Raw genomic sequence first — 23,952 nt, forward strand, 5'->3', positions numbered from 1 at the left:
AAGTAAATTTAGTACCACTTATATCGAAGCTTGACGGCACTTGTCTTCCATTATGAAGTGGGAGTAATAGTAACGTTACTAAGATATAAAGCTTTCATCTATGTAGGAGTAGGAGGATTGTAAAGGCAATGGAGGAAATTAATTTTTATGTTTTGTCAAGTATTCCAGGGAGAATAAGGTTTAAAAGCAGTGAGTTATACCAAAACCCCAATATAGCCAGATGTATTTACAAAGGGTTGGCTGAGGTAAAGGATATTAACAGGGCAATTATTAATATCTATAGTAGTACTATATTAGTAATATTTAATGACAAGGCATTGAATGCTGAGGAAGTTTTCAATGTAGTTAAGGATATAATAAGGAGCTATCAAACCACCTTGACGTTAGAAGAGGAAACTAAAGCTTCTATATCAGTAACTAAAGATAGTGTAGTGCCACTAAAAAAAGCTATTGGTAATGAGGATAATATAATTGCCTTAAAAGCTAACTATAAAAAACCCTACAGAAAAAATACCTTAGACCATCATAGCTTTTATAAAATGTCCATTAATGAGATAAAGCTTCTTCTGAAATCAGATATTGATATGGGTTTACAGGAAGCAGAGGCTTTGAAGGTATTAGAATCCATAGGCTATAATGAATTTGAGGGAAAGAAAAAAATGTCAGTTATATCAATGTTCTTTCAGCAGTTTAATGATTATATAATGAAGCTATTATTGGCGGCCAGTGGAGCATCAATGTTCCTCGGGCAGGTGGCAGATGCTATTACAATAATTGCAATAGTTGTTGTTGAAGCAATACTAGGAGTATGGCAAAATTATAAGGCTGAAAGATCATTGGAGGCACTTGAGAAATACACTGCTCCAGTTTCAAAGGTAATTAGAGACGGTGAAACTAAAATTATACCATCAAGAAATTTAGTACCTGGAGATATTATTTGCTTTGAAGCAGGAGACATTGTTCCAGCAGATGCAAGACTAATTAATAGCTCCAACCTACAGCTTCATGAGGCCTCATTAACAGGAGAATCAGAAGCTATTGAAAAAACCTACAAAATTAATTATACAAAGGATGTACCCCTTGCAGATAGAAAGAATATGGTGTTTTTAGGAACAAGGGTTATAAAGGGTAACGGTAAGGCTATTGTGGTAAATACAGGTATGAATACAGAAATGGGTAAAATAGCTAAGCTTATTGATGAAACAGAGGAAGTACTAACTCCTCTACAAAAGGATCTGAACAGATTAGCTAAAGTAATAACATGGGGTTGTGTAGGTATTTCTATAGGGGTAATAATAAGTGGAGTTTTGGGAGGACAGCCCTTCCTTGAAATGCTTAGAACTGGAGTCAGCTTAGCAGTAGGTGCCATACCAGAGGGTCTATCCACTGTTTTAGCTATTTCTCTTGCCTTTGGAGTACAGAGAATGAGTAAAAAAGGGGCCATTGTAAAGAGGCTACCTAGTGTTGAAACCCTAAGCTGTGCCGATATAATCTGTACAGATAAAACTGGTACCTTAACAACAGGACAAATGACTGTTACAGAGGTATATACATTTAATAAAGAATACAAAATTGGTGGAGATGCTAATAAAGCTTATGGAGATTTCTATCATAAGGATAAAGCTATTGATGTTGAAGGGGATAAAACCCTAAAGCAGTTAATTACAGTTGCCTATCTATGTAATAATGCCCATTACAAAATAAAGGATAATGAAGAATTTCAAATGCTAGGGGACCCTACAGAAGTTGCTTTAAAGGTGTTAGCAGAAAAAGCAAAGCTTAAGATAGATCATATGAATTGCTACACAAGGGTAAAGGAGTTAGCCTTTGACTCGGAAATTAAAAAAATGACTGTAATTTGTAAGGATCATGAGGATAAATATACAGTAAACATTAAAGGGGCACCGGATGTAATATTAAATAAATGCAATAAGCTATTAGATGAAAAGGGAATAATTAGAGAAATTACATCTGATGATCTAAATGCCATTAATAGGTATATTGATAATATGGCAGAAAAATCCCTAAGGGTTATGGCTTTTGGCTTTAAGGAATTGTCTACAATACCAGATACAGAGGATGAGATTGAGGAGGATGTTGTGTTTTTAGGCTTAACAGGATTAATTGATCCACCTAGACCTAGAGTAGCCTCATCAATAAAGAAATGTCATAAAGCTGGTATTAAGGTTGTCATGATTACAGGAGATCATAAAAAGACTGCTTTAGCTATTGGCAAGCAAATAAACCTTTTAGATAAGGGTGGAACCATATTAACTGGATTAGAACTGGATCAGCTTTCAGATAAAGAACTTACAGACATAATCGATGATATAGTAATTTTTGCTCGAACATCGCCAAATCAAAAACTCAAGATAGTAAAGGCCCTAAAGAACAAGGGTCACATAGTTGCCATGACTGGTGATGGCATTAATGATGCACCGGCTATTAAAGAAGCTAATATTGGAATAGCAATGGGTAAAGCAGGAACAGATGTAACTAGAGAAGCTGCATCTATCATTTTAGTGGATGACAATTTTACAACTATTGTAAAGGCAATTGAAGAGGGACGAGGTATAAGTGGTAATGTTAAAAAGTTTATTAGGTATGTTCTTACAGGCAATATAGGAGCGGTATTTACTATATTAACAGCTTCTTTATTGCGAATGCCTACTCCATTAATAGCTAGTCAAATATTAATGATTAATTTAGTAACTGAAGGAATACCAGCACTTGCCTTAGGGCTAGATTCTCCAAGCTATAATATTATGGAGGAGCCACCAAGGGATGCAAAGAAAAGCATATTTGATAAACCCCTATTAAAGAAGATTATTTCAAGGGGGTTACTGATGGGATTAAGTGCATTGGGATTATTTACTGGAACCTATCTATTCACAGGTAATATTACTAGAGCCAGAACCTTAGCATATGCTGGTATAGTTGTTAATCAAATGCTACATGTGTTTGATTGCAGAGAAAAAACCATAACTGAGAATAAGTATTTGCTACCTGCTGTAGGAATTTCCACCTTGATACTTGTTGGAAGTATTTATATTCCTGCTATAGCTCATTTATTTGGAACATGCCCACTTTCAATAATAGATTGGATAGCACTATTATTTATGGCTACCTTTATTGGTAGATTAGACTATATTAAAGAAAAAGCTACGAGGCTTGTTACTAATAGAATGATGCCTATACCTGCATAAAGCCATCTGCTCTAAAGAATATTAAATTTCAATATAAAAATACTCCCTACTACAGTATGTATTATAACCTGTGGGTAGGGAGTTTTTTATTTGTTTAATTCTTATCTGAGTGAGGTTTTATCTAAGACTAATTTAGCTTCATTACCATGTATATTAGACATCAGCTTTTTATTACTTTTGGCTTCACTTATTAAATCTTGAATAATTGGTGTAATCATATAGCTTAATAAAGTTAAACCAAGACCCAGTAATAAGCCCTCTGCAGTGAAGGAGCTTAATAGTTTTTTCATGTTTTATCACCTCTTTGCTATTGTTTTATATTATAAGTTTTCTTTATATGGTTTTTGATGACACCCTTATGCTATTAAATATTGATAATATTGAGTTAAATGTATTGAGACTTTTGGCTTTAAATGGACCTACATATCCAAAAGCAGCCAAAATACCAAAAACATAATTATAGTTTTGACTAAAGTCAATATTTCGTTGAATTTTATAGTAGCTTTTTTCTGTTATTTCAATTAACCTTGCAACTAATAGTAAATCCTTCTCCATAAGCAGACAATCTGATTTTAGTATTGTATGCTGGCTAGCTCCATTGGCAAAGGAGATGCTTACATCCGCCTCCTCCATAGCAAGGGTATCATTAATACCATCACCAACCATTATTACAGTATTGTTTTTTCTTTTATCCTTGATATATTCAACCTTATCATTAAGAGATAAGCCTCCAATATAATTTTTCACACCAAGCGAGTTAGCTATATTCTCTGTATTCCTTTTTAGGTCTCCACTAATTATTGATATGTCATTAATACCTAAGCCTTTTATTTGCCTTATCAGCTGTGGAGAATTAACCTCCATATCTTCTATCAAAAGGATTTTAGCCCTTAGCTTATGGTCAACAGCAAAATATATAGGAATATAATAGTTTAGCTGCTTATCCTTTGATTTTTTTTCATTAACTAAAGAAAATTTCTCCTTCATCATAAGTCTGGCATTTCCCATGACAACTCTATGGCTCTTGTAATTGGAGATAATTCCCTTAGAGGGAATATAAATAGTATCATTATTGTATTCTAGCTTCTCCTTACCCTTAGTAAAGGCAGAGGCCACTGGATGATATATGTTGCCCTCACAGGAGGCTGCTATTTGAATAATATCCTCTTGGGTGTACTTGTCATCATAAATCTCTATCTTACCTATTCTTAAGTTACCATCTGTTAAGGTACCGGTTTTGTCAAACACAATACTGTTTGCATTAACAACATTTTCTATGGTATTGATATTCCTCAAAATAATTTTGTTTTTCATAAGTAGCTTTAAGTAGTTGGCTATACCTGCATTTAAAGCCACCTTTGAGGCTGAAGGAGTCATAAGCAATAATACTGACAAGGCTGCCAATGAACTACCTGTTATCATAAGACTTAACAAAGCTAAAGCAGAGGCAAAATATAGTGATTTTTCTTGATATCTCTTAACTCTTTTTCCGATATTTAAGCTATTCAAAATAAGGTCTGATTTTGGAGCTTTATCTGGTATCCTTTTAACCTTTACTTTAATATTACCAGAAACAACAACCATCCCATCATATACATTGGTGTTTTTCCTAACCCTCTTAATCTCTGGCTGACCAGAGTAATATAAGTGGTTTATCAATGCGTTTCCTTCCATAATAATACCATCAACTACAATAGTATCATTTTGATGAAAGGTAACTACATCCCCCTCCTCTAGGTACTGTATAGGTAATAGATACTGGTTCTCATTATGGTTATACCACACAAGGGAATTGTGAGTGCCTTTGTTTTCTATGAGAATTCTCATTATTTGAAGCCTAGAGTAGGATTGTAATGCATCGGTAAAGGCCTTTAAAAACAGAAGCATAGTACCTTTATTGCCTTCTCTTGACAAGGTAAGAGCAGTACCTGCCACCAACAAAAGCTTATCAGGATTTGTAGGGAAATACTTTCCTATCTTGTGATAGCTTGCTTTTAATTGTGGATAACCCTTAATTAGTGTAATTGCAGCAGCCACCTTTAACACAGGGAGGCTACTACCTATAAAGAACTTACCGAAGAAATACTGTTTTATTTTATATAGTAAATAAATGGACCCAAATATCAGCATTTTATTTTTGGCTATTTGTAGATTTCTTTCTTCCTTTAGGTAGTCCTTATAATCCTCACTAATATATTCTAGATATTTCCCATTAGAATCAGCTATACTACTAACCTTGCTTTTTAAGGTATTAACATCAATTATGCTGGGATTATACTTTAATGCTACTGTACCAATTATAGGGTTTACTTTAACACCTTCAACACCCTCTAGCTCTTTAAAGTACAGCTTAAAGCCTTGTGAAAGCTCGTTGTTCTTACGTATTATATCTAATTTTAATCTAACTCTTCCAGGAACAAAGCTTACTACCTCCATAACTTCACTCCTTTATTAATATACAAACATATTTTTTGGTGTCGATTTAAGTATTGCCCAGCCAATAAAAATAAATATCCAGCCCGGCATAATTGGCATAATTATGCCAACTACCCCTAATATAAGTAACAAAATACCACAAAGCTTTTTCATATAATACCTTCTTTCCTTAATGAATGTTATTGGTGGAGTTAAAACTCTATCTGAACTAAGTTTTCTTTATAATTTTACCAATCTATAAGAAAATATGCATAAAAGAATTAATTGTACTTAACTAACTTTTAATCTAGTTTTAATGATTAGTTATAACATATCTTATAGAATTAAGATGTAATTAGCTATATATTATTGCCACCAGTACTAATAGTTTTCTGCTTATATTAATTCTTAGGAGGGATTTTATGTTAAATGGTTTAAAACTTCGTGAGCTACGTAATGTTAAAGGATATACTACTCTTGATATTGCTAATTTAACACATATCTCAAAAAGCTATATAGAAGAATTAGAGAGGGGAACAAAGCATAACCCTGCCTTTAACAAGGTGGTTTCATTGGCTTCTGTACTAGGGGTTAAGGTAGATGAGTTAATATTAAGATCTTAAATATAAAGTATGCTTGAATAGGAGGTAGGGACTGAAGATGAATAGGCTAAATTTGTGTATTGACATTGATGGAACAGTTACTGGTGCTTATGACTGGATACCTAGAATAAATAATTATTTTAATGTAAGCCTTAAACCTAAAGATATAAAATATTACGAAATACATCGTGTACTAGGGGTGGATAGTAAGGAGTATGATATGTTTTATCATCAATATGGAGAAATTATCCATAAGGAGGCAAGCATAAGAACGGGTGCAAGAAAGGTCCTTCAAAAACTATATAAGCATAATAAAATTCACTTTGTTACAGCTAGGGAAGAAAAAATGAGGAATGTTACTGATGGGTGGTTTGAAAAAAACCAAATACCCTATCATACCCTATCATTACTAGGGAGTCATAATAAGGTTCAGAGGGCTAAGGATTTAGCCTGTGATATTTTTATTGAAGATCGTTATGAGAATGCTATACAGCTTTCAAATGCAGGCTTTGAAGTTTTACTGATAAACTGCTACTATAATCTGGGTTCATTGACAAAAGGAATTACACGGGTTACTAATTGGTCAGAAATTGAAGATTATATAAATAAACGTTGTAACAAACAGCTTGATAGCTACAAACTGGCTACATAAATAAGCTTTTTATTCCTACAACCTCCATAAATAACAAGTAGCCCTACTGCTTTATAGCAGTAGGGCTATTGCTGTCGGGGTATTTTGATAACTTCTTAGCTATATTTCTTATATTAACTAATTAACCCATTATTTACATATGTATAATAGGTCATTAACAAATAAAAGTTATGATTGACTTGGATAAATTGATAACTTATTTATTCAAAGAATAATTGCGCAATTATTCAATATAAAACAAGGAGGAATATAAGGGTGTTTAATTTAAAAAGAAGATTAGGCCTCATAGTATCTATCGCTTTAGTATTTGCTCTATGTGTTGGTTTCATGGGAGATTCAATGGCAACAAGTAGTAATCATGCAAATAATACATATCGTGGTAAAGCCCCAAAGTATGTGTTTTTGTTTATCGGTGATGGTATGAGCTTCCCGCAAATTACTTCTGCAGAAATGTACCTGGGACAAAAAAATGGCACAAAAGCTCTAACCTCTGAATATTTAAGCTTTAGTAAGTTTCCAGCTGCTGGTACAGCTTTAACCTATGATGCAGAGTCCTTTATTCCAGATTCAGCCTCTACAGCAACTGCCTTAGCTACTGGAGAAAAAACCCTAGGCGGAGTAATCAATATGGATGTTACAAAGCAAATTGAGTTCACACCTATTTCAAAGAAGCTAAAGGAACAAGGTAAAAAGATCGGTATTGTTTCAAGTGTTCCTATTACCCATGCTACTCCTGCCTGTTTCTATTCAAATGTACCAAGCAGACGTATGGCATATGAAATAGGATTACAATTGGCAGATAGTGACTTTGACTTTTATGCAGGTGGATCCTTTGATCAACCAACTGGTGCGGATAAAGACAAAGTGCATATTTTAGATGTAGTTAAAAGCAAGGGCTACAATGTTATTAATACAAAGGAAGAAATATTAGAGCTTAACTCAGAATCAGGTAAAACAGTTGCAATTAGTCCAGTACTAGACGGAAACGCAATGACCTACGAAATAGATAGAAAAGCAGATGAATTAGCTTTATCTGATTTTGTAAAAAAAGGCATTGAGGTATTAGATAACAAAGATGGTTTCTTTATGATGGTAGAGTCTGGAAAAATTGACTGGGCTGGTCATGCTAATGATGCTGCTGCTTCAATACATGATACAATTCAATTTTCTAAGGCAATAGATGAAGCAGTAGAGTTTTATAATAAGCATCCTAAGGATACCTTAATAATTGTTACAGGAGACCATGAATGTGGTGGAATGTCAATAGGTTTTGCAGGAACAGGCTATGAAACCTTCTTTAACAAAATTGACAGAGTAACTATGTCTCAATCAAAATTCAATGGTATTGTTAAAGAATATAAGGAAAACACATCAAAGGACAAAGCAAAGCTATCAGATTTGTATGATGAAATTAAAAATGCCTATGGTTTAATAGCACCTACTGATGAGGATGCTAAAAAGGAAGAAAATAAAAGCATGGTATTGACTCAATATGAGATAAATAGATTAGAAGAAGCATTAAAGCAATCAATGAGGGATTCTGAAGATAGAATATATACAGATCAAGAAAAGGTAATGTACGGGTACTATGAGCCTCTATCTATTACATTAACCCACATATTAAATAACAAGGCTGGTATTGACTATACATCCTTCTCCCATACAGGGTTACCAGTTCCTGTATATGCTATTGGTGTAGGACATGAATTATTTAATGGTTATTATGATAATACTGATATCTACGAGAAGTTAGCAGCTATTACTAAGGTAAAATAGTTTAAATATTAAAGTCAAATATTTTTAGCTAAGATGGGGGAGGAAACTCTCCCTTTAAAGCTATTAGCTAAAAAAAGGCATAGAAGGGGTTGAATAGATGATGAAAAAAAAGCTACTAAATCCAGACCGAATATTTGTTATAGTGGTTACTCTGCTGGTGATCCTACTTTTTATGATACCCACAGGATTTAATGATAATGCCTATCCTAATAGTACAAGGGCTGAGGCCTTAGTTCTTGAAGTTGATAATAGTAATGTGTATAGTGCTGGAGGAACTGTTTTACAAGGAACTCAAGTATGCAGGGTTAAGATTTTACAGGGAACCTTTAAGGGTGAAGAATATGAGGCATTAAATAGATTTACAGGTAAGCTAGAGTTTGATAAGGTATTTACTGAAAATGACAGAGCATTGGTTGTAATAGACTTCTTAGATAATGAAGTTCAGCATGTCAATATAATTGATCATTATCGTATTAATTTAGAGCTTATATTATTCGGAGCCTTTGTAGTTCTATTAGTTACATTTGCAGGCTGGACGGGAATAAAGGCAATAATTTCATTTATATTAACAATACTAATGATATGGAAGGTATTAATTCCTTCGTTATTAAAGGGTTGGAACCCGATAATTGTCTCACTAGCCATTGTTGTAATTCTTACTATTTGTATTATCACCCTTGTGGGGGGAGTGAATAGAAAATCCTTAGCAGCAATTTTAGGCTCCTTTTCAGGTAGTTTATTAACCTGTGTTTTAGCTATAGTGTTTGGAAAATTGTTTAAAATTCATGGAGCGGTGCTACCCTTTTCTGAAAGCCTATTATATTCAGGTTATGCAAATTTAAATTTAACTGATATTTTTATAGCTGGAATATTTATAGCCTCAGCTGGAGCAGTTATGGACGTGGCTATGGATATATCTACATCTATCCACGAAATTGTATTAAACAACCCTAAAATAACTACAAAGGATGCTATAAAGTCAGGATTTCAAATTGGTAGAGCGGTTATAGGAACAATGACTACAACCCTTCTACTGGCCTACTCAGGCGGATATGTTGCTTTATTGATGGTATTTATGGCTCAAGGGACACCAGTTGTTAACATACTTAATTTAAGATATGTGTCAGCAGAAATACTACATACAATAGTGGGAAGCTTTGGGTTAGTAACCGTGGCCCCCTTTACAGCTATTTTAGCATCTTTTCTTTTAACTGAAACAAGCTATGTTACTAATATTGTAAAGGATTTAAATAATAATTCAAAGCTAGAGGGAGACTTAAAGCTAGAGCATTAATTTTAGCCTTAAAAAATAAATATATACAAAGAAGAACCATATTTAGTTAAAGGGCTTAATATGGTTTTTATATACTCAAAATAGCAGGAATTTTAAAAAAAATGGTGAAGTATTTCATTTATAATACATATTTTAGTGGAAGCCGATAGTATTCTATATTGCTTATATAAAAATACCAGTAGGCTAAAGGGGGATTAGAATATGCAAAAAAGACTTGAAGCCTATATAAAGGGTTTTGTAAAAGACTACCCTAATATAAAAGGAACTATAACAAAATGGGGAGAACCATTAATAACCTTCTGTGATGCTAATAATAGGGAGTTTGAAAAGTTAAAAAAGGTTGTAACCCCAGAGCATAGTATGCCAAGAGACTTTTTGCCTGATGCAAAAACAATAATAGCTTATTTTCTTCCCTTTGAAGAAGCTGTTATAAAAAGCAATATAAAAGGTATAGAAAGCTCTAAGGAATGGGGAGTAGCATACATAGAAACCAATAAACTAATTTACGATTTAAACTCATATATATTTAATATAATAAAGGAATTAGGATATGAGGCAACTATTATTCCTGCAACCCATAACTTTGACGAAAAAAAGCTTGTTAGTCAATGGTCCCATAGACATGTTGCTTATATAGCTGGCTTAGGAAAGTTTGGTTTGAATAATATGTTAATAACAGAAAAAGGATGCTGTGGTAGAGTAGGAAGCATAGTAACTAGCTTAAAAATTGAAACTACAGGCTTTCACAATGAAGAGTATTGCATTTATAAGGTAAATGGTGGCTGTAAAAAATGTGTAAAAGCCTGTGTCAACGGGTCACTACAAATTGATAGTTTCAATAGACATAAATGCTATGAAATGTGTCTTTATAATGACAATAACCTTGGCGATATAGGGGTTGCAGATGTTTGTGGAAAATGTACAGTTGGTATGCCCTGTTCAACAAAGATACCTACTAGGTAGCTAATAGGGATAAATCTCCAACCATTTCTAGCCCTGTATTGGCACCTTCTCCTTCGAAGATTATATTACCTTTATTATCTGATAGCTTAACATAAACCTTTGCAGTGATGCTCTCTAAAATATCTCGCTTCATAACGCCATTTTGTGGAGCCAGAAGAATACTGGAATTAGAAAAATAAGCTGTAATTTGAAGGCAGCCTTTGCCATCCTTTATAGTTGCCTCAAGCATATTGTTTGAGATATTAATACTCTTAACAATAGCGCCAGTATATGTGGCAAATCTATAGAAGCTATCACCTATTCTTAAGAAGGAAATGTGACCTATAAAATGTCTTTTTAACCACGGAATTTTTGCTATGGAAAACATTACAGAAACGTCTTTTTCTGCAAAGTGATTGGATTGAAGCCAGATATAAGCCTCTGGAAAGGAGGTCCCCCAATCCTTTTCTATATACCCATAGCCATTATCAAATGAAGTATTAATACCATTTATTAACAATGCTCCCTTTATATTATGATGTATATTTACAATTCCGTGATAGCATTCCATAAAGGGTATAAATGAAAAAGGACCCATAATACCTGGATTTAAAAAGGACTTAGGGAAGGGGACTATATTTGTGAAGCTTAACTCGCCTTCAATAGCACAATCAGAGGACTTTAAGCTTAACACAATTTTATTATTACTAAAATAGTTTTTATTAATAGAGATTTCAAAGGTATCCTTGGAGTAACTGAAATTATCAGTTGGGAAGGATATATAATAGGTTTTATTTTCCTTACCTAAAAATACCTGTATAAATCCATGGGATTTCTCGTTTTTAGACTCATAGGATATACCTGGAATTATAGCAAGAATATTATTAGTGTTTTCGTCGATCAGCTTAAAATACCAACCTTCAAAGTAATTTTTTTTCTTAAAACCGCCTTGAAAAATCTCTGGATTAAAAAGTTTTTTTAGTAAATACATTTTCATCTTCCTTTAGTTGTTAATATGTAATTATTAGTATACCATAAAACATAGCTTTATTTTCACCAAAGAATTATAGAATATGAGCTAATTATGCTTTATACATTCATAATAATTTATGTTAGAATTATAGTAACTATTATTTTAGAAGAAATTGGAGGAAAAGACATGGGTATTAAGGTATTAACAGATAGCACAAGTTATATAGATGAATTAACTAAACAGCAGCTGGATATAAGAATAATTCCTTTAAGGGTAGAGTTTCCAGATCAGACCTTTAAAGAAACAGAATTAAATAATGAAAGCTTTTATGAAATGATGGATAAAAAGGGTATACCAAAATCCTCTCAACCCTCTGTAGGAGATTTCTATTGTGAAATGGAAAAGGTTATAAAAGAGGGACATGAGCTAGTTTGTTTTTTTTTATCGTCGGATATGAGTGGTACATACTATACAGCCAATTTGGCAAAAGATATGGTTTTAGATAATTACCCCGATGCCAAAATTGAAGTAATTGATTCAAGATCAAATTGTATGCAGCTGGGATTTGTAGCAATAGAAGCAGCCAAAGCAGGAAAGGAAAATAAACCCTTAGAAGAGGTTGTTAAAATAGCTAAGGCCAATATTAAAAAAAGTAGATTCCTCTTTATTCCAGATAATTTAAAGTATTTAGAAAAGGGTGGAAGAATAGGACGTGCCAATGCTATTATAGGTAATCTTCTAAAAATTATTCCTATTTTAACTGTAGAAAATGGAGTAACTTCAATATTCAAGAAGGTTAGAACAAAGAAAAAAGCAGTAATAACTATTGTTGATCAGGTTATAAAGGATATAAAAAGCTATGGGCTTGGTAACATTGTAATTCATCACATAAACTGTAAAGATGAAGCCTTTGAGGTAGTTAAAGAGTTAAAGAAGTTTATTGACGTGAACATAAAAATACAGGATATAGGTCCCGTTATAGGACTACATGTAGGACCAGGAGCTATTGGTGTTGTCTATTATACTAAAGAGGACCTACGATAGATCTACGAGGGAAGAATAATTATCACATTTGTTTAATCCATAAAGTCTAATACCATATTGCTTACAATCTGAGTATTAGACTATATTATCTTTTGCAATGTATTTTTATGCTATTATAAAAATTGGTATTTACTTAAGAAAAGAGGAGCATAGATGGAAAAAAATCAACACAATTATGGAAACGATAGTCTATCAACCTTAGAGGAAAAGGATAAGGTAAGACTCAGACCAGGAGTAATTTTTGGAAGTGATGGTATTGAGGGATGCAGGCATACTCTTGTTGAAATTGTTGCAAATGCTAGGGATGAAGCACAAGAAGGCTTTGGAGATATAATAGAGGTCTTTAGATACAGGGATAAATCTATTGAAGTAAGAGATAAAGGAAGAGGGATACCTCTTGAATACAATGAAAAGGAACAAAAATATAATTGGGAAATAGTGTTTACTATCCTCTATGGAGGAGGCAAGTATAATAATAACACTGGCAGCAATTATCAATATAGTATTGGTCTTAATGGTCTGGGAACAGCTGCTACACAATTTGCTTCTGAATACATGGATGTAGAAGTTTATAGAGATGGATATAAATATCAGCTACATTTTGAAAAGGGAGATAATATTGGAGGGCTAATTAAAGAGAGGTGCAATTATCAAAATACAGGTACAATAATAAGATGGAAGCCAGATTTAGCAGTATTTAATGATATTGATATACCCTTAAGCTTTTTTCAAGAAACCCTTAAAAGACAAGCTATAGTGAATAAGGGAATAACATTTAAGCTTTATGATGAAGAATCAGATAGCTTTTATGAATATATATATGCAAATGGAATTATAGACTATGTTAAAGAGGCAGGTCAAGGGAAAAGCTTTACAGAGCCCCAGTATTTTGAAATTGAAACAAAGGGTAGAGATAGAGAGGATAAAGAAAAATACAAACTAAAAATTGAAGTTGCCTTTGCCTTTAATAATGAGCATACCCTTTTAGAATATTATCATAATTCTTCTTTTTTAGAGCATGGTGGTTCTCCAGAAAAAGCAGTTGATAGTGGGTTTTCATCGCAAATCCATAATTTTATTAAGGATAAGAACAAATATTCTAAGAATGAAAAAAGGGTTACCTTTACTGACATTAAGGATAGCCTAATATTAGTTACTAATACCTACTCAACAGTTACAAGCTATGAAAATCAAACAAAAAAAGCAATAACCAATAGATTTATTCAAGAGGCAATGACCTCCTTCTTAAAGGAGAAGCTTGAGGTGTACTTTGTTGAGAACTCAAATGACCTAGATAAGGTTATAGAGCAGGTTTTAGTTAATAAGAGAAGTAGAGAAAAGGCAGAGCTAACTAGAATAGATGTAAAGAAAAAGCTAAGTAAAGGTATAGACAGCTTTTCAAATAAGGTGAAAAAATTTGTAGATTGTAGAACTAAAGATGTCTCAAGAAGAGAGCTTTTTATAGTTGAGGGAGATTCAGCTTTAGGCTCAACAAAAATGGGTAGAGATGCTGAGTTTCAGGCAATTATTCCAGTTCGTGGTAAAATACTAAATTGTTTAAAGTCTGATTATGATAAGATATTTAAGAATGATATTATTGTCGATATTATAAAGGTTTTAGGCTGTGGAGTAGAGATTAAAAATAAACATAATGACTTAAGCTTTTTTAATATTGAAAAACTTAACTGGAACAAAGTAATCATATGTACAGATGCAGATGTGGATGGCTTTCAAATTAGAACCCTTATCTTAACAATGCTTTATGTACTAACACCTACATTAATCGATAAAGGCTATGTTTATATTGCTGAGTCACCTCTCTATGAGATCACCGATAGTAGGGATAATGTTTATTTCGCCTACTCAGATGGCGAAAAAAATAAAATACTTAAGAAGCTTAAGGGTAATTATAAAATTCAAAGATCTAAGGGTCTAGGGGAGAATGAACCTGAAATGATGTGGCATACCACAATGAACCCTGAAACAAGGAGATTAATACAGGTGACACCAGCAGAGGCTAAAGCAACCAAAGAAGCCTTTGAGTTGTTTCTTGGGGATAATCTTAATGGAAGAAAAGAACATATTTCTCAGCATGGATATAAATATATTGATGAATCTGACGTTGTTTAAAAATTATTAATCATATTTAGATAAAAGGAGTGGGTAGCAAAATATGCAGTCTAAAGTAACCCATTTAAATGTAGTAGAAACCTTAGAAAAAAACTATATGCCATATTCTATGAGTGTAATTATCTCCAGAGCATTACCTGAAATAGACGGTTTAAAGCCATCCCATCGCAAACTATTATATACAATGTTTAAAATGGGATTATTAAAGGGGAGTAGAACAAAGTCCGCAAATATTGTTGGACAGACAATGAAGCTTAACCCCCACGGGGATAGTGCCATATATGAGACTATGGTGCGTTTAACCCGTGGTAACGAAGCTCTTTTACATCCTCTGATTGACAGTAAGGGGAACTTTGGTAAAAACTACTCAAAAGAAATGGCCTATGCAGCACCACGTTATACTGAAGCTAAGTTAGAGGCCATATGCGAAGAGCTTTTTAAAGATATAAATAAAGACACTGTAGATTTTGTACCAAACTATGATAATACACTACAGGAGCCAAAACTATTGCCTACTACCTTCCCTAATGTGTTAGTTAATCCTAACATGGGTATAGCAGTAGGTATGGCCAGCTCTATATGTAGCTTTAATTTAATAGAGGTATGTAGGTCCACTATTGAATATCTAAAGGACCCAGATACTGATATTACACAATACTTAAAGGCTCCTGATTTTTCTTCGGGAGGACAAATCATAATAAACAAGGCTGAATTAAAGTCCATTTATTCTACTGGAAAGGGCAGTTTTTATTTAAGAGGTAAATATATTTACGATAAGAAAAATAATTGCATAGAAATATATGAAATACCATACACAACAACTACTGAAGCAATTATTGATAGGGTTGTTGAGCTGGTTAAGGGTGGAAAAATTAGAGAAATAAGCGATATAAGGGACGAAACAGATAAGGAAGGGCTAAAAATAACAATAGATTTAAAACGAAGTGCTGATGCAGAACAGCTAATGAATAGACTTTACAAGCTTACAACTCTTCAAGATGCCTTTAGCTGCAATTTCAACATATTAATTAAGGGTAATCCAAAGGTTTTGGGTGTTAAAGCTATCATCCATGAATGGACAGAATTTAGGATTGATTGCATAAAAAGGCAGTTGGCCTACGACATTCAGCAAAAAAGTCAAAGGCTGCATCTTTTAATGGGCTTAGAAAAGATATTATTAGATATAGATAAGGCAGTTAAAATAGTAAAGGACACTAAAAATGACAAAGAGGTTGTACCAAATCTAATGAAGGGCTTTGAAATAGATGAAGTACAGGGAGAGTTCATTGCTGAAATTAAATTAAGAAACTTTAATCAAGAGTATATATTAAATAAGACTAAGGATATAAAGAAACTTAATAAAGAGATTAAAAATCTAAATGGTATTTTAAAAAGTGAAGCTAAGGTTAAAGAGGTAATTATTAAGGAGCTACAGGATGTTTCCATTAAATATGGAAAAGATAGAAAAACAGAAATAATAGAGGAAAAGCAGGTTGAAGTAGTGACAGAAGAGCTCTTAATTGAAGACTATAATGTTAAGCTATTTTTGACAAATGAAAACTATTTAAAAAAGGTATCATTGGCCTCCTTGAGGGCCAGCAGTAATGGACACAAGCTTAAGGATAATGACTTCATTGTACAGGAGGTTGAAGCCAACAATAAATGTGACCTATTGCTTTTTTCCAATAAGCATGTGGTGTATAAGCTTAAATGCTATGAGTTGGAGGATAAAAAGACAAGCATTCTAGGAGACTATCTGAAAAACCTATTATCATTAGATGAAGAAGAAAAAATTATATACATGACTGCCACAAATGATTATTTAGGACATATGCTTTTCTTTTACAAGAATGGCAAGTGTGCAAAAATAACTATGGAAAGCTACCAAACTAAAACCAATAGAAAGCAATTAGCAAATGCTTATTCAAATGAATCGGAACTGGTTTACATTGAGCATTTAATAGAGGATAAGGAGCTAATTGCCATAAGCAGCATTAACAAAGTATTAATTTTTAATACAAGCCAAATTAACGATAAATCTACACGTAATTCAATGGGTATACAAGTCTTAAAATCTAAGAATGGCAGTACCCTATCAAGGATTAAGGGTTTAGAAGAGGTATTCTTTAAGGATTTAGAGTATTATAGGGGTAACATACCAGCAATAGGTACCTTCCTTAAGAAGGATGATTTTTTAGAAAGGCCCATAGAAAACCTAAGCTTCATTTAAATTTCAATATTGTATATTTATGAATTTTATGTAATGATTAAGCTTAACTATTTATTTTAATTTTTTATTTGATATAATAGTAATATAAGCCAAAAACACTGAAGCATCCAACATTGAGTAAGGGCTTACAGCTGTAATTTTAGACAAAGATATTTAAATAGTAGGATTAACTATTAAATATTTTAATGGCTTTGGGAGAAGAATATATAGAGGCAATTGTTTAAGCAAATTATTTATAAGGAGTTGAATAGCATGAAAAAGATTTTAGTAACTGGCTCATTGGGGCAAATTGGAACAGAGCTGGTAGTAAAAATGAGAGATATCTATGGTGCTGACAACATAATAGCATCAAACAGAAGCAGAAAAAGTGGACATGAATTAGTGGAATCTGGAATCTTTGAAGAGTTAGATGTAACTGATGATAAAAGATTTTTTGAAGTAGCTAAAAAGCATAATATTGATACCATTATTCATATGGCAGCCCTATTGTCAGCTACAGCAGAAAATAATCCTCTTATGGCGTGGAACATTAATATGGGAGGACTTATTAATGCCCTAGAGGTTGCAAGGGAGTTAAATTGTAAATTCTTTACTCCTAGTTCTATTGGTGCCTTTGGTCCCTCAACCCCAAAAGATAATACTCCGCAGGATACAATACAAAGACCAACCACAATGTATGGTGTTAATAAGGTATCTGGAGAGCTGTTATGTGATTATTATTTCCATAAGTTTGGAGTTGATACTAGAGGACTTCGTTTTCCAGGCTTAATATCATATGCCCAAGAACCAGGTGGAGGTACAACTGATTACGCAGTGTATATTTTCTATGAGGCTTTAAGAAATAAAAAATATACCAGCTACATAGGAGCAGGTACATATATGGATATGATGTATATGCCAGATGCAGTAAATTCAATAATTGACTTAATGGAGGCAGACCCAGCCAAGCTAAAGCATAGAAATGCATTTAATGTAACAGCTATGAGCTTCGATCCAGAAGAATTAGCTGCTGAAATAAAGAAGCATATACCAGAATTCACCATAGATTATAAGGTAGATCCTATGAGACAGGCAATAGCCAACAGCTGGCCAAATTCCATTGATCCTACAGCGGCAATAGAGGAATGGGGCTTTAATGCACAATATGACTTAGCAAAGATGACCGCAGATATGCTAAGCAAGCTAAAAGAAAAGGGTATTTAATAGATTAACTTAAAGGCCTAGCAATCTTCCTATCAAAATAGATAATAGGATTGCTAGGCTTTTTGATGTTAATAAAGAAGTATAAAGAGATTTACTCAATATGAAATAAAAGCTATAATTATATATAAGAAAACAAAGGGGGGTGGTACTTTGGATATAGATTTATATAATAAAATAAGCTTTAATCAATTAAAGGATATATTTCCATCTGCCTTATATATTATAAAAAATTCAAAGATAGTTGACTGCAATAGGGCTGCAGTAGAAATATTTGGCTATCAAGAAAAAAACGAAATTATTGGGCTAAAGCCATATGATCTCTCACCTGAAAAGCAATCTAATGGTGATGTTTCTAGTATTAAGGGAGAAGAAATAATTGCTAGAGCTTTGCATGAAGAACAAGACATGGAGTTTGTATGGACCCATAAGAAAAAAAATGGGGATGCATTTTTTGCTAGAATAATACTAAAAAATTATAATAACACTTTATATGCTGTAATAATAGATATTGATGAGGTTCAAAAACTTAAGAAGGAGCTAAAGCAAAGACAAGAAAACTATCAATTACTATTTGAAAATCATAAAAGTATGATGCTCCTTGTAAATCCTTCTACAGGCAAAATAATTGATGCTAACAAATCAGCAGTAGACTATTATGGGTATTCAAAAAATCAATTATTATCTATGAGGGTGCATGATATTAATGCTCTAGATGAAGAAGAAGTATCAAGAGAACTAAGCTTAGCTAAATTAGAAAAAAGAAATTATTTTCAGTTTACCCATCGTATTGCAAGCAACCAGTTAAAGGATGTAGAGGTCCATAGCTTTCCTGTTGAAATAGGAAATGAAAAATTATTGTTTTCCATAATACATGATGTATCAGATAAAACCCATCAAAAATTAATGTTTGATACTTTGTTTTTTGATTCACCCTATGCAGTAGCTATATTAGATAAAAATCAAAATATAATCAACGTAAATAGGAACTTTACAAATTTGTTTCAATATTGCTTAGAGGATGTAAAAGGAAAAGCAATAAATGATTTTGTATCAACAAAAACCATTAAGGCCCAGGTAGATAAAGACATTCAACTGGTATATAGAGGTGAAGTAGTTAGGAAAGAAGATAAAAGAAGAAAAAAAGACGGAACTCTAATAGATGTAGAGATTTTGTCATACCCAATAATTAATCATAATATTATAATTGGTGCATATATAATTTATTCAGATATATCAAAAAGAAAGTCAACTGAAAAGCAATTACATCTATATAGAAAAATACTTGAAAGCTTACCTGATGGAGTTATTATCACTGAGTTAGATGGTAAAATTAAGTGGATTAACAAGGCCTTTATGAAGAGTAGTGGCTACTCCTTTATTCAAGTAATAGAAAAAAAACCTAATCTCTTCAGCTCTGGACTTCATGATAAGGAATTTTATGAAAATATGTGGAGGGAAATAAAAGAAAAGGGTAGTTGGCAAGGGACAATCTATAATAAAAATAAGCGTGGTAGCGTAATTCAACAGGTACTTAATATAAATGGAATAGAAGACGAGAACAATAGGATTATTTATTATGTAGGTATATATAAAGCCTAATGATAGTAATTAATCCGTTAATAATAAGACTTTATGCTTACATTTAATTAAGGCATAAAACAAATTTACTTAATAGGTGAGGAGATAAAATGCAAATTGGATTCGACCATAAAAAATACTTAGAAGAGCAATCAAAATACATTTTAGAGAGAGTTAATAATTATGATAAGCTTTATTTAGAATTTGGTGGAAAGCTACTATTTGACTTACATGCAAAAAGAGTTCTGCCTGGCTTCGATGAAAATGCAAAAATAAAGCTGCTACATAGGTTAAAGGATAAAATAGAGGTTTTAATATGTGTTTATGCTGGGGATATTGAAAGAAATAAGATAAGAGGAGATTTTGGTATCACCTACGACATGGACGTTTTAAGGATGATTGATGATTTGAGGGCATTTGAGCTTGAGGTGAATAGTGTAGTAATTACAAGATATGACGGACAACCTGCCACCAATGTATTTATGAATAGACTTAAGCAAAGAGGAATAAAAGTGTACACCCATAGTAAAACAAAGGGCTATCCTACAGATATAGATACAATTGTAAGCGATGAAGGATATGGTCAAAACCCATATATTGAAACTACTAAACCAATAGTTGTGGTTACTGCTCCAGGACCAGGAAGCGGTAAGCTTTCAACCTGTTTAAATCAGCTTTATCATGAGCATAAGAAGGGAAAAGCAGCAGGGTATTCTAAGTTTGAAACCTTTCCAGTTTGGAATATACCATTAAAGCATCCCTTAAACATTGCATATGAAGCTGCTACTGCAGATTTAAAGGATGTAAACATGATAGATTCATTTCATTTAGATGCCTACGATAACATAGCAGTTAATTATAATCGGGATATAGAAACATTTCCAATTTTAAAGAGAATTATTGAAAAGATTACTGGAGAAGAATCTGTATATAAATCCCCTACAGATATGGGGGTTAATAGGGTTGGGTTTGGTATAATTAACGATGCAGTAATAAAAGAGGCCTCTAGGCAGGAAATAATAAGAAGACATTTTAAAATAGCCTGTGAATTTAAAAAGGGCTATGTAGATAGGGAGACATATGATAGGATAAAGCTAATAATGGAGGAACTAAACCTTAAGCAAGAAGATAGAAGGGTTGTTGTATACGCCAGAGATCGATCTGCAAAACTAAAGGAATTAACCAATGGAAACGAGGTTTGTCCAGCAGTAGCAATTGAGCTAGAGGATGGAACTATTCTAACCGGTAAAGGCTCAAAGGAGATGGAGGCTACAGCAGCTGTAATACTAAATGCTGTAAAGTATTTAGCAAAAATATCTGATGAGATACATCTTATTTCACCCCTAATACTGGAGCCAATTAGAAGCTTAAAGGCAAATACATTAGGTAGTAATAACACCGCCCTAAATTGTGAAGAGATTCTAATAGCCTTAAGCATATGTGCAGCTACAAACCCAATGGCTCAAGTTGCAATGGAGAAGCTTTCAATGCTAAAGGGATGTCAAGCCCACTCTACAACTATTTTGTTAAGCAATGATGAAGAAATATACAGAAGGCTGGGGATAGATATTACAAGTGAACCAGAATATCCTTCAGAAAGCCTATATTATAATATTTAATTAAAATAAAACCGTACTAAAAAGTACGGTTTTTTCTATCACATATCAAGGATTTAGCCATTTCTTCAGCAATTTCACTGCATAATTTAAATTCCTCTTCCTTAGGTGAGGATTGGGCTTCTACAGACCTACCAACTTGTGTCCATTTCATTTTTTCAGCAAACTTATTTAGGGTTGAAACGCCACCACCGCTCCAGGAGGCTGTTCCAAATATACCTAAATATCTATTTTTAAGCTGTGAGTTTTCAATTTTATGTAGCACATTTTCCATAGAAGGGAATAGGCCTGTATTATAGGCACAGCTACCAAGAACTAGTCCCTTGAATCTCCAAATATCACTAATGATATACGAAACATGTGTTTTTGAGGAGTCATATATACGAATATTTTTTATATCTCTTTCAGAAAGCTCCCTTGCAATATAATCCGCCATCTTTTGGGTATTTCCATACATTGATCCATATACAATTACAACACCTTCTTCGGTTTCAGCCCTAGACCATTTATCATAATAATCTATAATACAGGTGGGGTTGCTTCTCCAAACCGGACCATGAGTTGGGGCTATAACATTAATTGGTATATTTGCAGCATTTAATTTCTTTAATGCTTTTTGAACCATAGCTCCATATTTTCCTACTATGTTGGAGTAGTACCTCCTTATTTCATCAGTATAAAACTCTAAATTGACTTCATCATCAAATACTCCACCATCTAGGGTACCAAAACCACCAAAGGCATCACCAGAGAATAACACACCTCCAGTAACTTCATATGACATCATTGTTTCAGGCCAATGTACCATTGGAGTCATATAAAACTTAAGCTTTTTTTCTCCTAAGTCAAGAACATCTCCATCTTCTACCACTAAATAATTTGGCATTTTACCATAAAAGTTTTCTAAAAGCTCAAAGGTCTTTTTATTACCTACAATAGTAATATTAGGGTACTTTTCTTTAACTGCCTTTATAGAACCCGAATGATCTGGCTCCATATGATTAATTATTAAATAATCTACTGGCTTATCCTTTAAAAGGCTGGCTATTTTAGAGGTGAATGACTCCATTTTTGTGTTTTTAACAGTATCAATTAGCGCTACCTTTTCATCATTAATCAAATAAGAATTGTATGACACTCCCTTATCAAGGGGCCACAGATTCTCGAATAGATGTGTTTCTCTATCATTAACACCAATAAAATATAACTTATCCTGTACCTTTATTGTATCAATCATTTTCTAACCTCCTAATTAATTACTTTAAAAATAGTTTAACAATTATTTTAAAATATATCAATATTCTTAGGAATATCGTAGACTGATCAAAAAGTCTTAGTTTCGAGGCGCAAAAAATCCTAGCCATTGCAGCGTAAACATAAGAAGCTAGAAGTTGGAGGTTAGAAGCTTTAGAGAAATCATAAACTCTAATCTCTAGCCTCTTGCATCCTGCCTCTAAGTTTTTTAAGTGTGCTAGGATTTTGAAGTAACAAAAATATAGGGATTTTTCATTAGTCTAAAGCAGGTTATAATAACCTGCTTATAATGAGCTAGCTTTTTGCTTTTCGCAATCATTTAATATTACCTCTTCTATCAGCCCATCCTTCATTTTCAATATTTTCATAGAAAGATTTCCTACCCTATATTCTGCACCCTCCTCTATAGGTGTACAGGTTTCCTCTGAAAGATGACAAATTAATCCTCCGATGGTTTTTCCCTTATCCTCTGGTATATCCAGGTCCCCTTCAAAATTGAGGGCATGTATAGGAGAAGCGGCTGAGATTATTCTTCCAGCCTTAAATGAATATTTTGGAGACATTAAATACTTTCTAATAAAGAATACTATTGCTATAGCAGTTGTACCTATTAGCAAATCAAGGGGTGCTTCACTATATACCAGCATTTTACGGGCAATTGCGAAAAGCACAAGCTCTAAAATACTACTGGTTGAATGGGATAAAAGCATAAGAACAAGCTCGACGCCAATTACCAGTAATAATGCAAAACCAAGAAACTTTTTAAAGACTTCATAGGTGTATGCTGCATCAGTTTGATAAATTATTATTAAATACTTAACTATAGTTATTAGTCCAATTACTATGGCCAATAGGACACATAAGGCTAAAATAAGCTCTAGCCCCGATGCACATTTAACCAGCTTTTTCTTAGCACCATCTAAATACATACTAAAACCTTCCTTCTGTATATTGTCCACCATAAAACAGTATACTCCTCTATAAGAAACTTTGCAACTAGTTAAAATGCAGTTGAATTTAAATCTCCATTAATTAAT

18 protein-coding genes are annotated in these 23,952 nt (G+C 33.1%); 12 read left to right on the plus strand and 6 right to left on the minus strand.

Annotation, left to right across the window (positions count from 1 at the left end; all coding sequences use genetic code 11):
* The first annotated feature begins 128 nt into the window (after positions 1-128).
* Positions 129-3,206, plus strand: a complete 3,078-nt coding sequence (locus tag F8154_RS05470; RefSeq protein ID WP_151860600.1) for a cation-translocating P-type ATPase — start codon at positions 129-131, stop codon at positions 3,204-3,206.
* A gap of 101 nt (positions 3,207-3,307) precedes the next feature.
* Here F8154_RS05470 and F8154_RS05475 read toward each other — a convergent pair whose 3' ends face one another.
* Genes F8154_RS05475 through F8154_RS05485 form a run of 3 tightly spaced genes read right to left on the minus strand, consistent with a single transcriptional unit; the run spans position 3,308 to position 5,795 of the window.
* A complete protein-coding gene (locus tag F8154_RS05475) occupies positions 3,308-3,496 on the minus strand; it encodes a hypothetical protein (RefSeq protein ID WP_151860601.1) in 189 nt (62 codons plus the stop codon).
* A gap of 43 nt (positions 3,497-3,539) precedes the next feature.
* On the minus strand, positions 3,540-5,642 hold the full coding sequence (locus tag F8154_RS05480; protein WP_151860602.1) for an HAD-IC family P-type ATPase: 2,103 nt from the start codon (positions 5,640-5,642) through the stop codon (positions 3,540-3,542).
* 15 nt (positions 5,643-5,657) lie between these two features.
* Positions 5,658-5,795, minus strand: a complete 138-nt coding sequence (locus tag F8154_RS05485; RefSeq protein ID WP_151860603.1) for a hypothetical protein — start codon at positions 5,793-5,795, stop codon at positions 5,658-5,660.
* A 248-nt stretch (positions 5,796-6,043) separates the two neighbouring features.
* Here F8154_RS05485 and F8154_RS05490 point away from each other — a divergent pair, with 248 nt between their 5' ends.
* From F8154_RS05490 to F8154_RS05510, 5 genes are all read left to right on the plus strand, one after another.
* A complete protein-coding gene (locus tag F8154_RS05490; protein WP_151860604.1) occupies positions 6,044-6,244 on the plus strand; it encodes a helix-turn-helix domain-containing protein in 201 nt (66 codons plus the stop codon).
* Positions 6,245-6,281: 37 nt separating this feature from the next.
* The gene (locus F8154_RS05495) at positions 6,282-6,875 is read left to right on the plus strand and encodes a 5' nucleotidase, NT5C type (RefSeq protein WP_151860605.1); all 594 of its coding nucleotides are present in this window, start codon (positions 6,282-6,284) and stop codon (positions 6,873-6,875) included.
* 255 nt (positions 6,876-7,130) lie between these two features.
* The gene (locus F8154_RS05500) at positions 7,131-8,651 is read left to right on the plus strand and encodes an alkaline phosphatase (protein ID WP_243141176.1); all 1,521 of its coding nucleotides are present in this window, start codon (positions 7,131-7,133) and stop codon (positions 8,649-8,651) included.
* A gap of 97 nt (positions 8,652-8,748) precedes the next feature.
* Complete coding sequence (locus F8154_RS05505; RefSeq protein WP_243141177.1) at positions 8,749-9,945, plus strand: YibE/F family protein; 1,197 nt, start codon at positions 8,749-8,751, stop codon at positions 9,943-9,945.
* A gap of 201 nt (positions 9,946-10,146) precedes the next feature.
* A complete protein-coding gene (locus F8154_RS05510; RefSeq protein ID WP_151860606.1) occupies positions 10,147-10,908 on the plus strand; it encodes an epoxyqueuosine reductase in 762 nt (253 codons plus the stop codon).
* Here the strand turns inward: F8154_RS05510 and F8154_RS05515 are convergent.
* Entirely contained in the window at positions 10,901-11,878 is a 978-nt protein-coding gene (locus F8154_RS05515) for a tocopherol cyclase family protein (RefSeq protein WP_151860607.1), read from the minus strand. The two genes, F8154_RS05510 and F8154_RS05515, sit on opposite strands and share 8 nt — an antisense overlap.
* 168 nt (positions 11,879-12,046) lie before the next feature.
* On the opposite strand from F8154_RS05515, the gene F8154_RS05520 reads away from it, so the two are divergent.
* The 6 genes from F8154_RS05520 (at position 12,047) to F8154_RS05545 (ending at position 21,664) form a co-directional block, all read left to right on the plus strand.
* Positions 12,047-12,904 (plus strand): DegV family protein, encoded by an 858-nt coding sequence (locus tag F8154_RS05520; protein WP_151860608.1) that lies wholly within the window; start codon positions 12,047-12,049, stop codon positions 12,902-12,904.
* 153 nt (positions 12,905-13,057) lie between these two features.
* Complete coding sequence (locus F8154_RS05525) at positions 13,058-15,034, plus strand: toprim domain-containing protein (protein WP_151860609.1); 1,977 nt, start codon at positions 13,058-13,060, stop codon at positions 15,032-15,034.
* A gap of 43 nt (positions 15,035-15,077) precedes the next feature.
* The gene (locus F8154_RS05530; RefSeq protein ID WP_151860610.1) at positions 15,078-17,264 is read left to right on the plus strand and encodes a DNA gyrase/topoisomerase IV subunit A; all 2,187 of its coding nucleotides are present in this window, start codon (positions 15,078-15,080) and stop codon (positions 17,262-17,264) included.
* Positions 17,265-17,516: 252 nt separating this feature from the next.
* A complete protein-coding gene (locus F8154_RS05535) occupies positions 17,517-18,467 on the plus strand; it encodes an L-threonine 3-dehydrogenase (RefSeq protein ID WP_151860611.1) in 951 nt (316 codons plus the stop codon).
* A gap of 150 nt (positions 18,468-18,617) precedes the next feature.
* Positions 18,618-20,066, plus strand: coding sequence for a PAS domain-containing protein (locus F8154_RS05540; protein ID WP_151860612.1), 1,449 nt, complete (start codon positions 18,618-18,620; stop codon positions 20,064-20,066).
* Between the two features lie 89 nt (positions 20,067-20,155).
* Positions 20,156-21,664: a DUF1846 domain-containing protein gene (locus tag F8154_RS05545; protein WP_151860613.1), complete on the plus strand. Its 1,509-nt coding sequence runs from the start codon at positions 20,156-20,158 to the stop codon at positions 21,662-21,664.
* Positions 21,665-21,680: 16 nt separating this feature from the next.
* Here F8154_RS05545 and F8154_RS05550 read toward each other — a convergent pair whose 3' ends face one another.
* Positions 21,681-22,898 carry an FprA family A-type flavoprotein gene (locus F8154_RS05550; protein ID WP_151860614.1) on the minus strand — a complete coding sequence of 406 codons (1,218 nt, stop codon included), beginning with the start codon at positions 22,896-22,898 and terminating at the stop codon, positions 21,681-21,683.
* A 301-nt stretch (positions 22,899-23,199) separates the two neighbouring features.
* Positions 23,200-23,877 carry a transporter associated domain-containing protein gene (locus F8154_RS05555; RefSeq protein WP_151860615.1) on the minus strand — a complete coding sequence of 226 codons (678 nt, stop codon included), beginning with the start codon at positions 23,875-23,877 and terminating at the stop codon, positions 23,200-23,202.
* Positions 23,878-23,952 lie beyond the last annotated feature (75 nt).

The sequence above is a fragment of the Alkaliphilus pronyensis genome, assembly GCF_009017275.1.
In the GTDB taxonomy this organism is placed as follows: domain Bacteria; phylum Bacillota; class Clostridia; order Peptostreptococcales; family Natronincolaceae; genus Alkaliphilus_C; species Alkaliphilus_C pronyensis.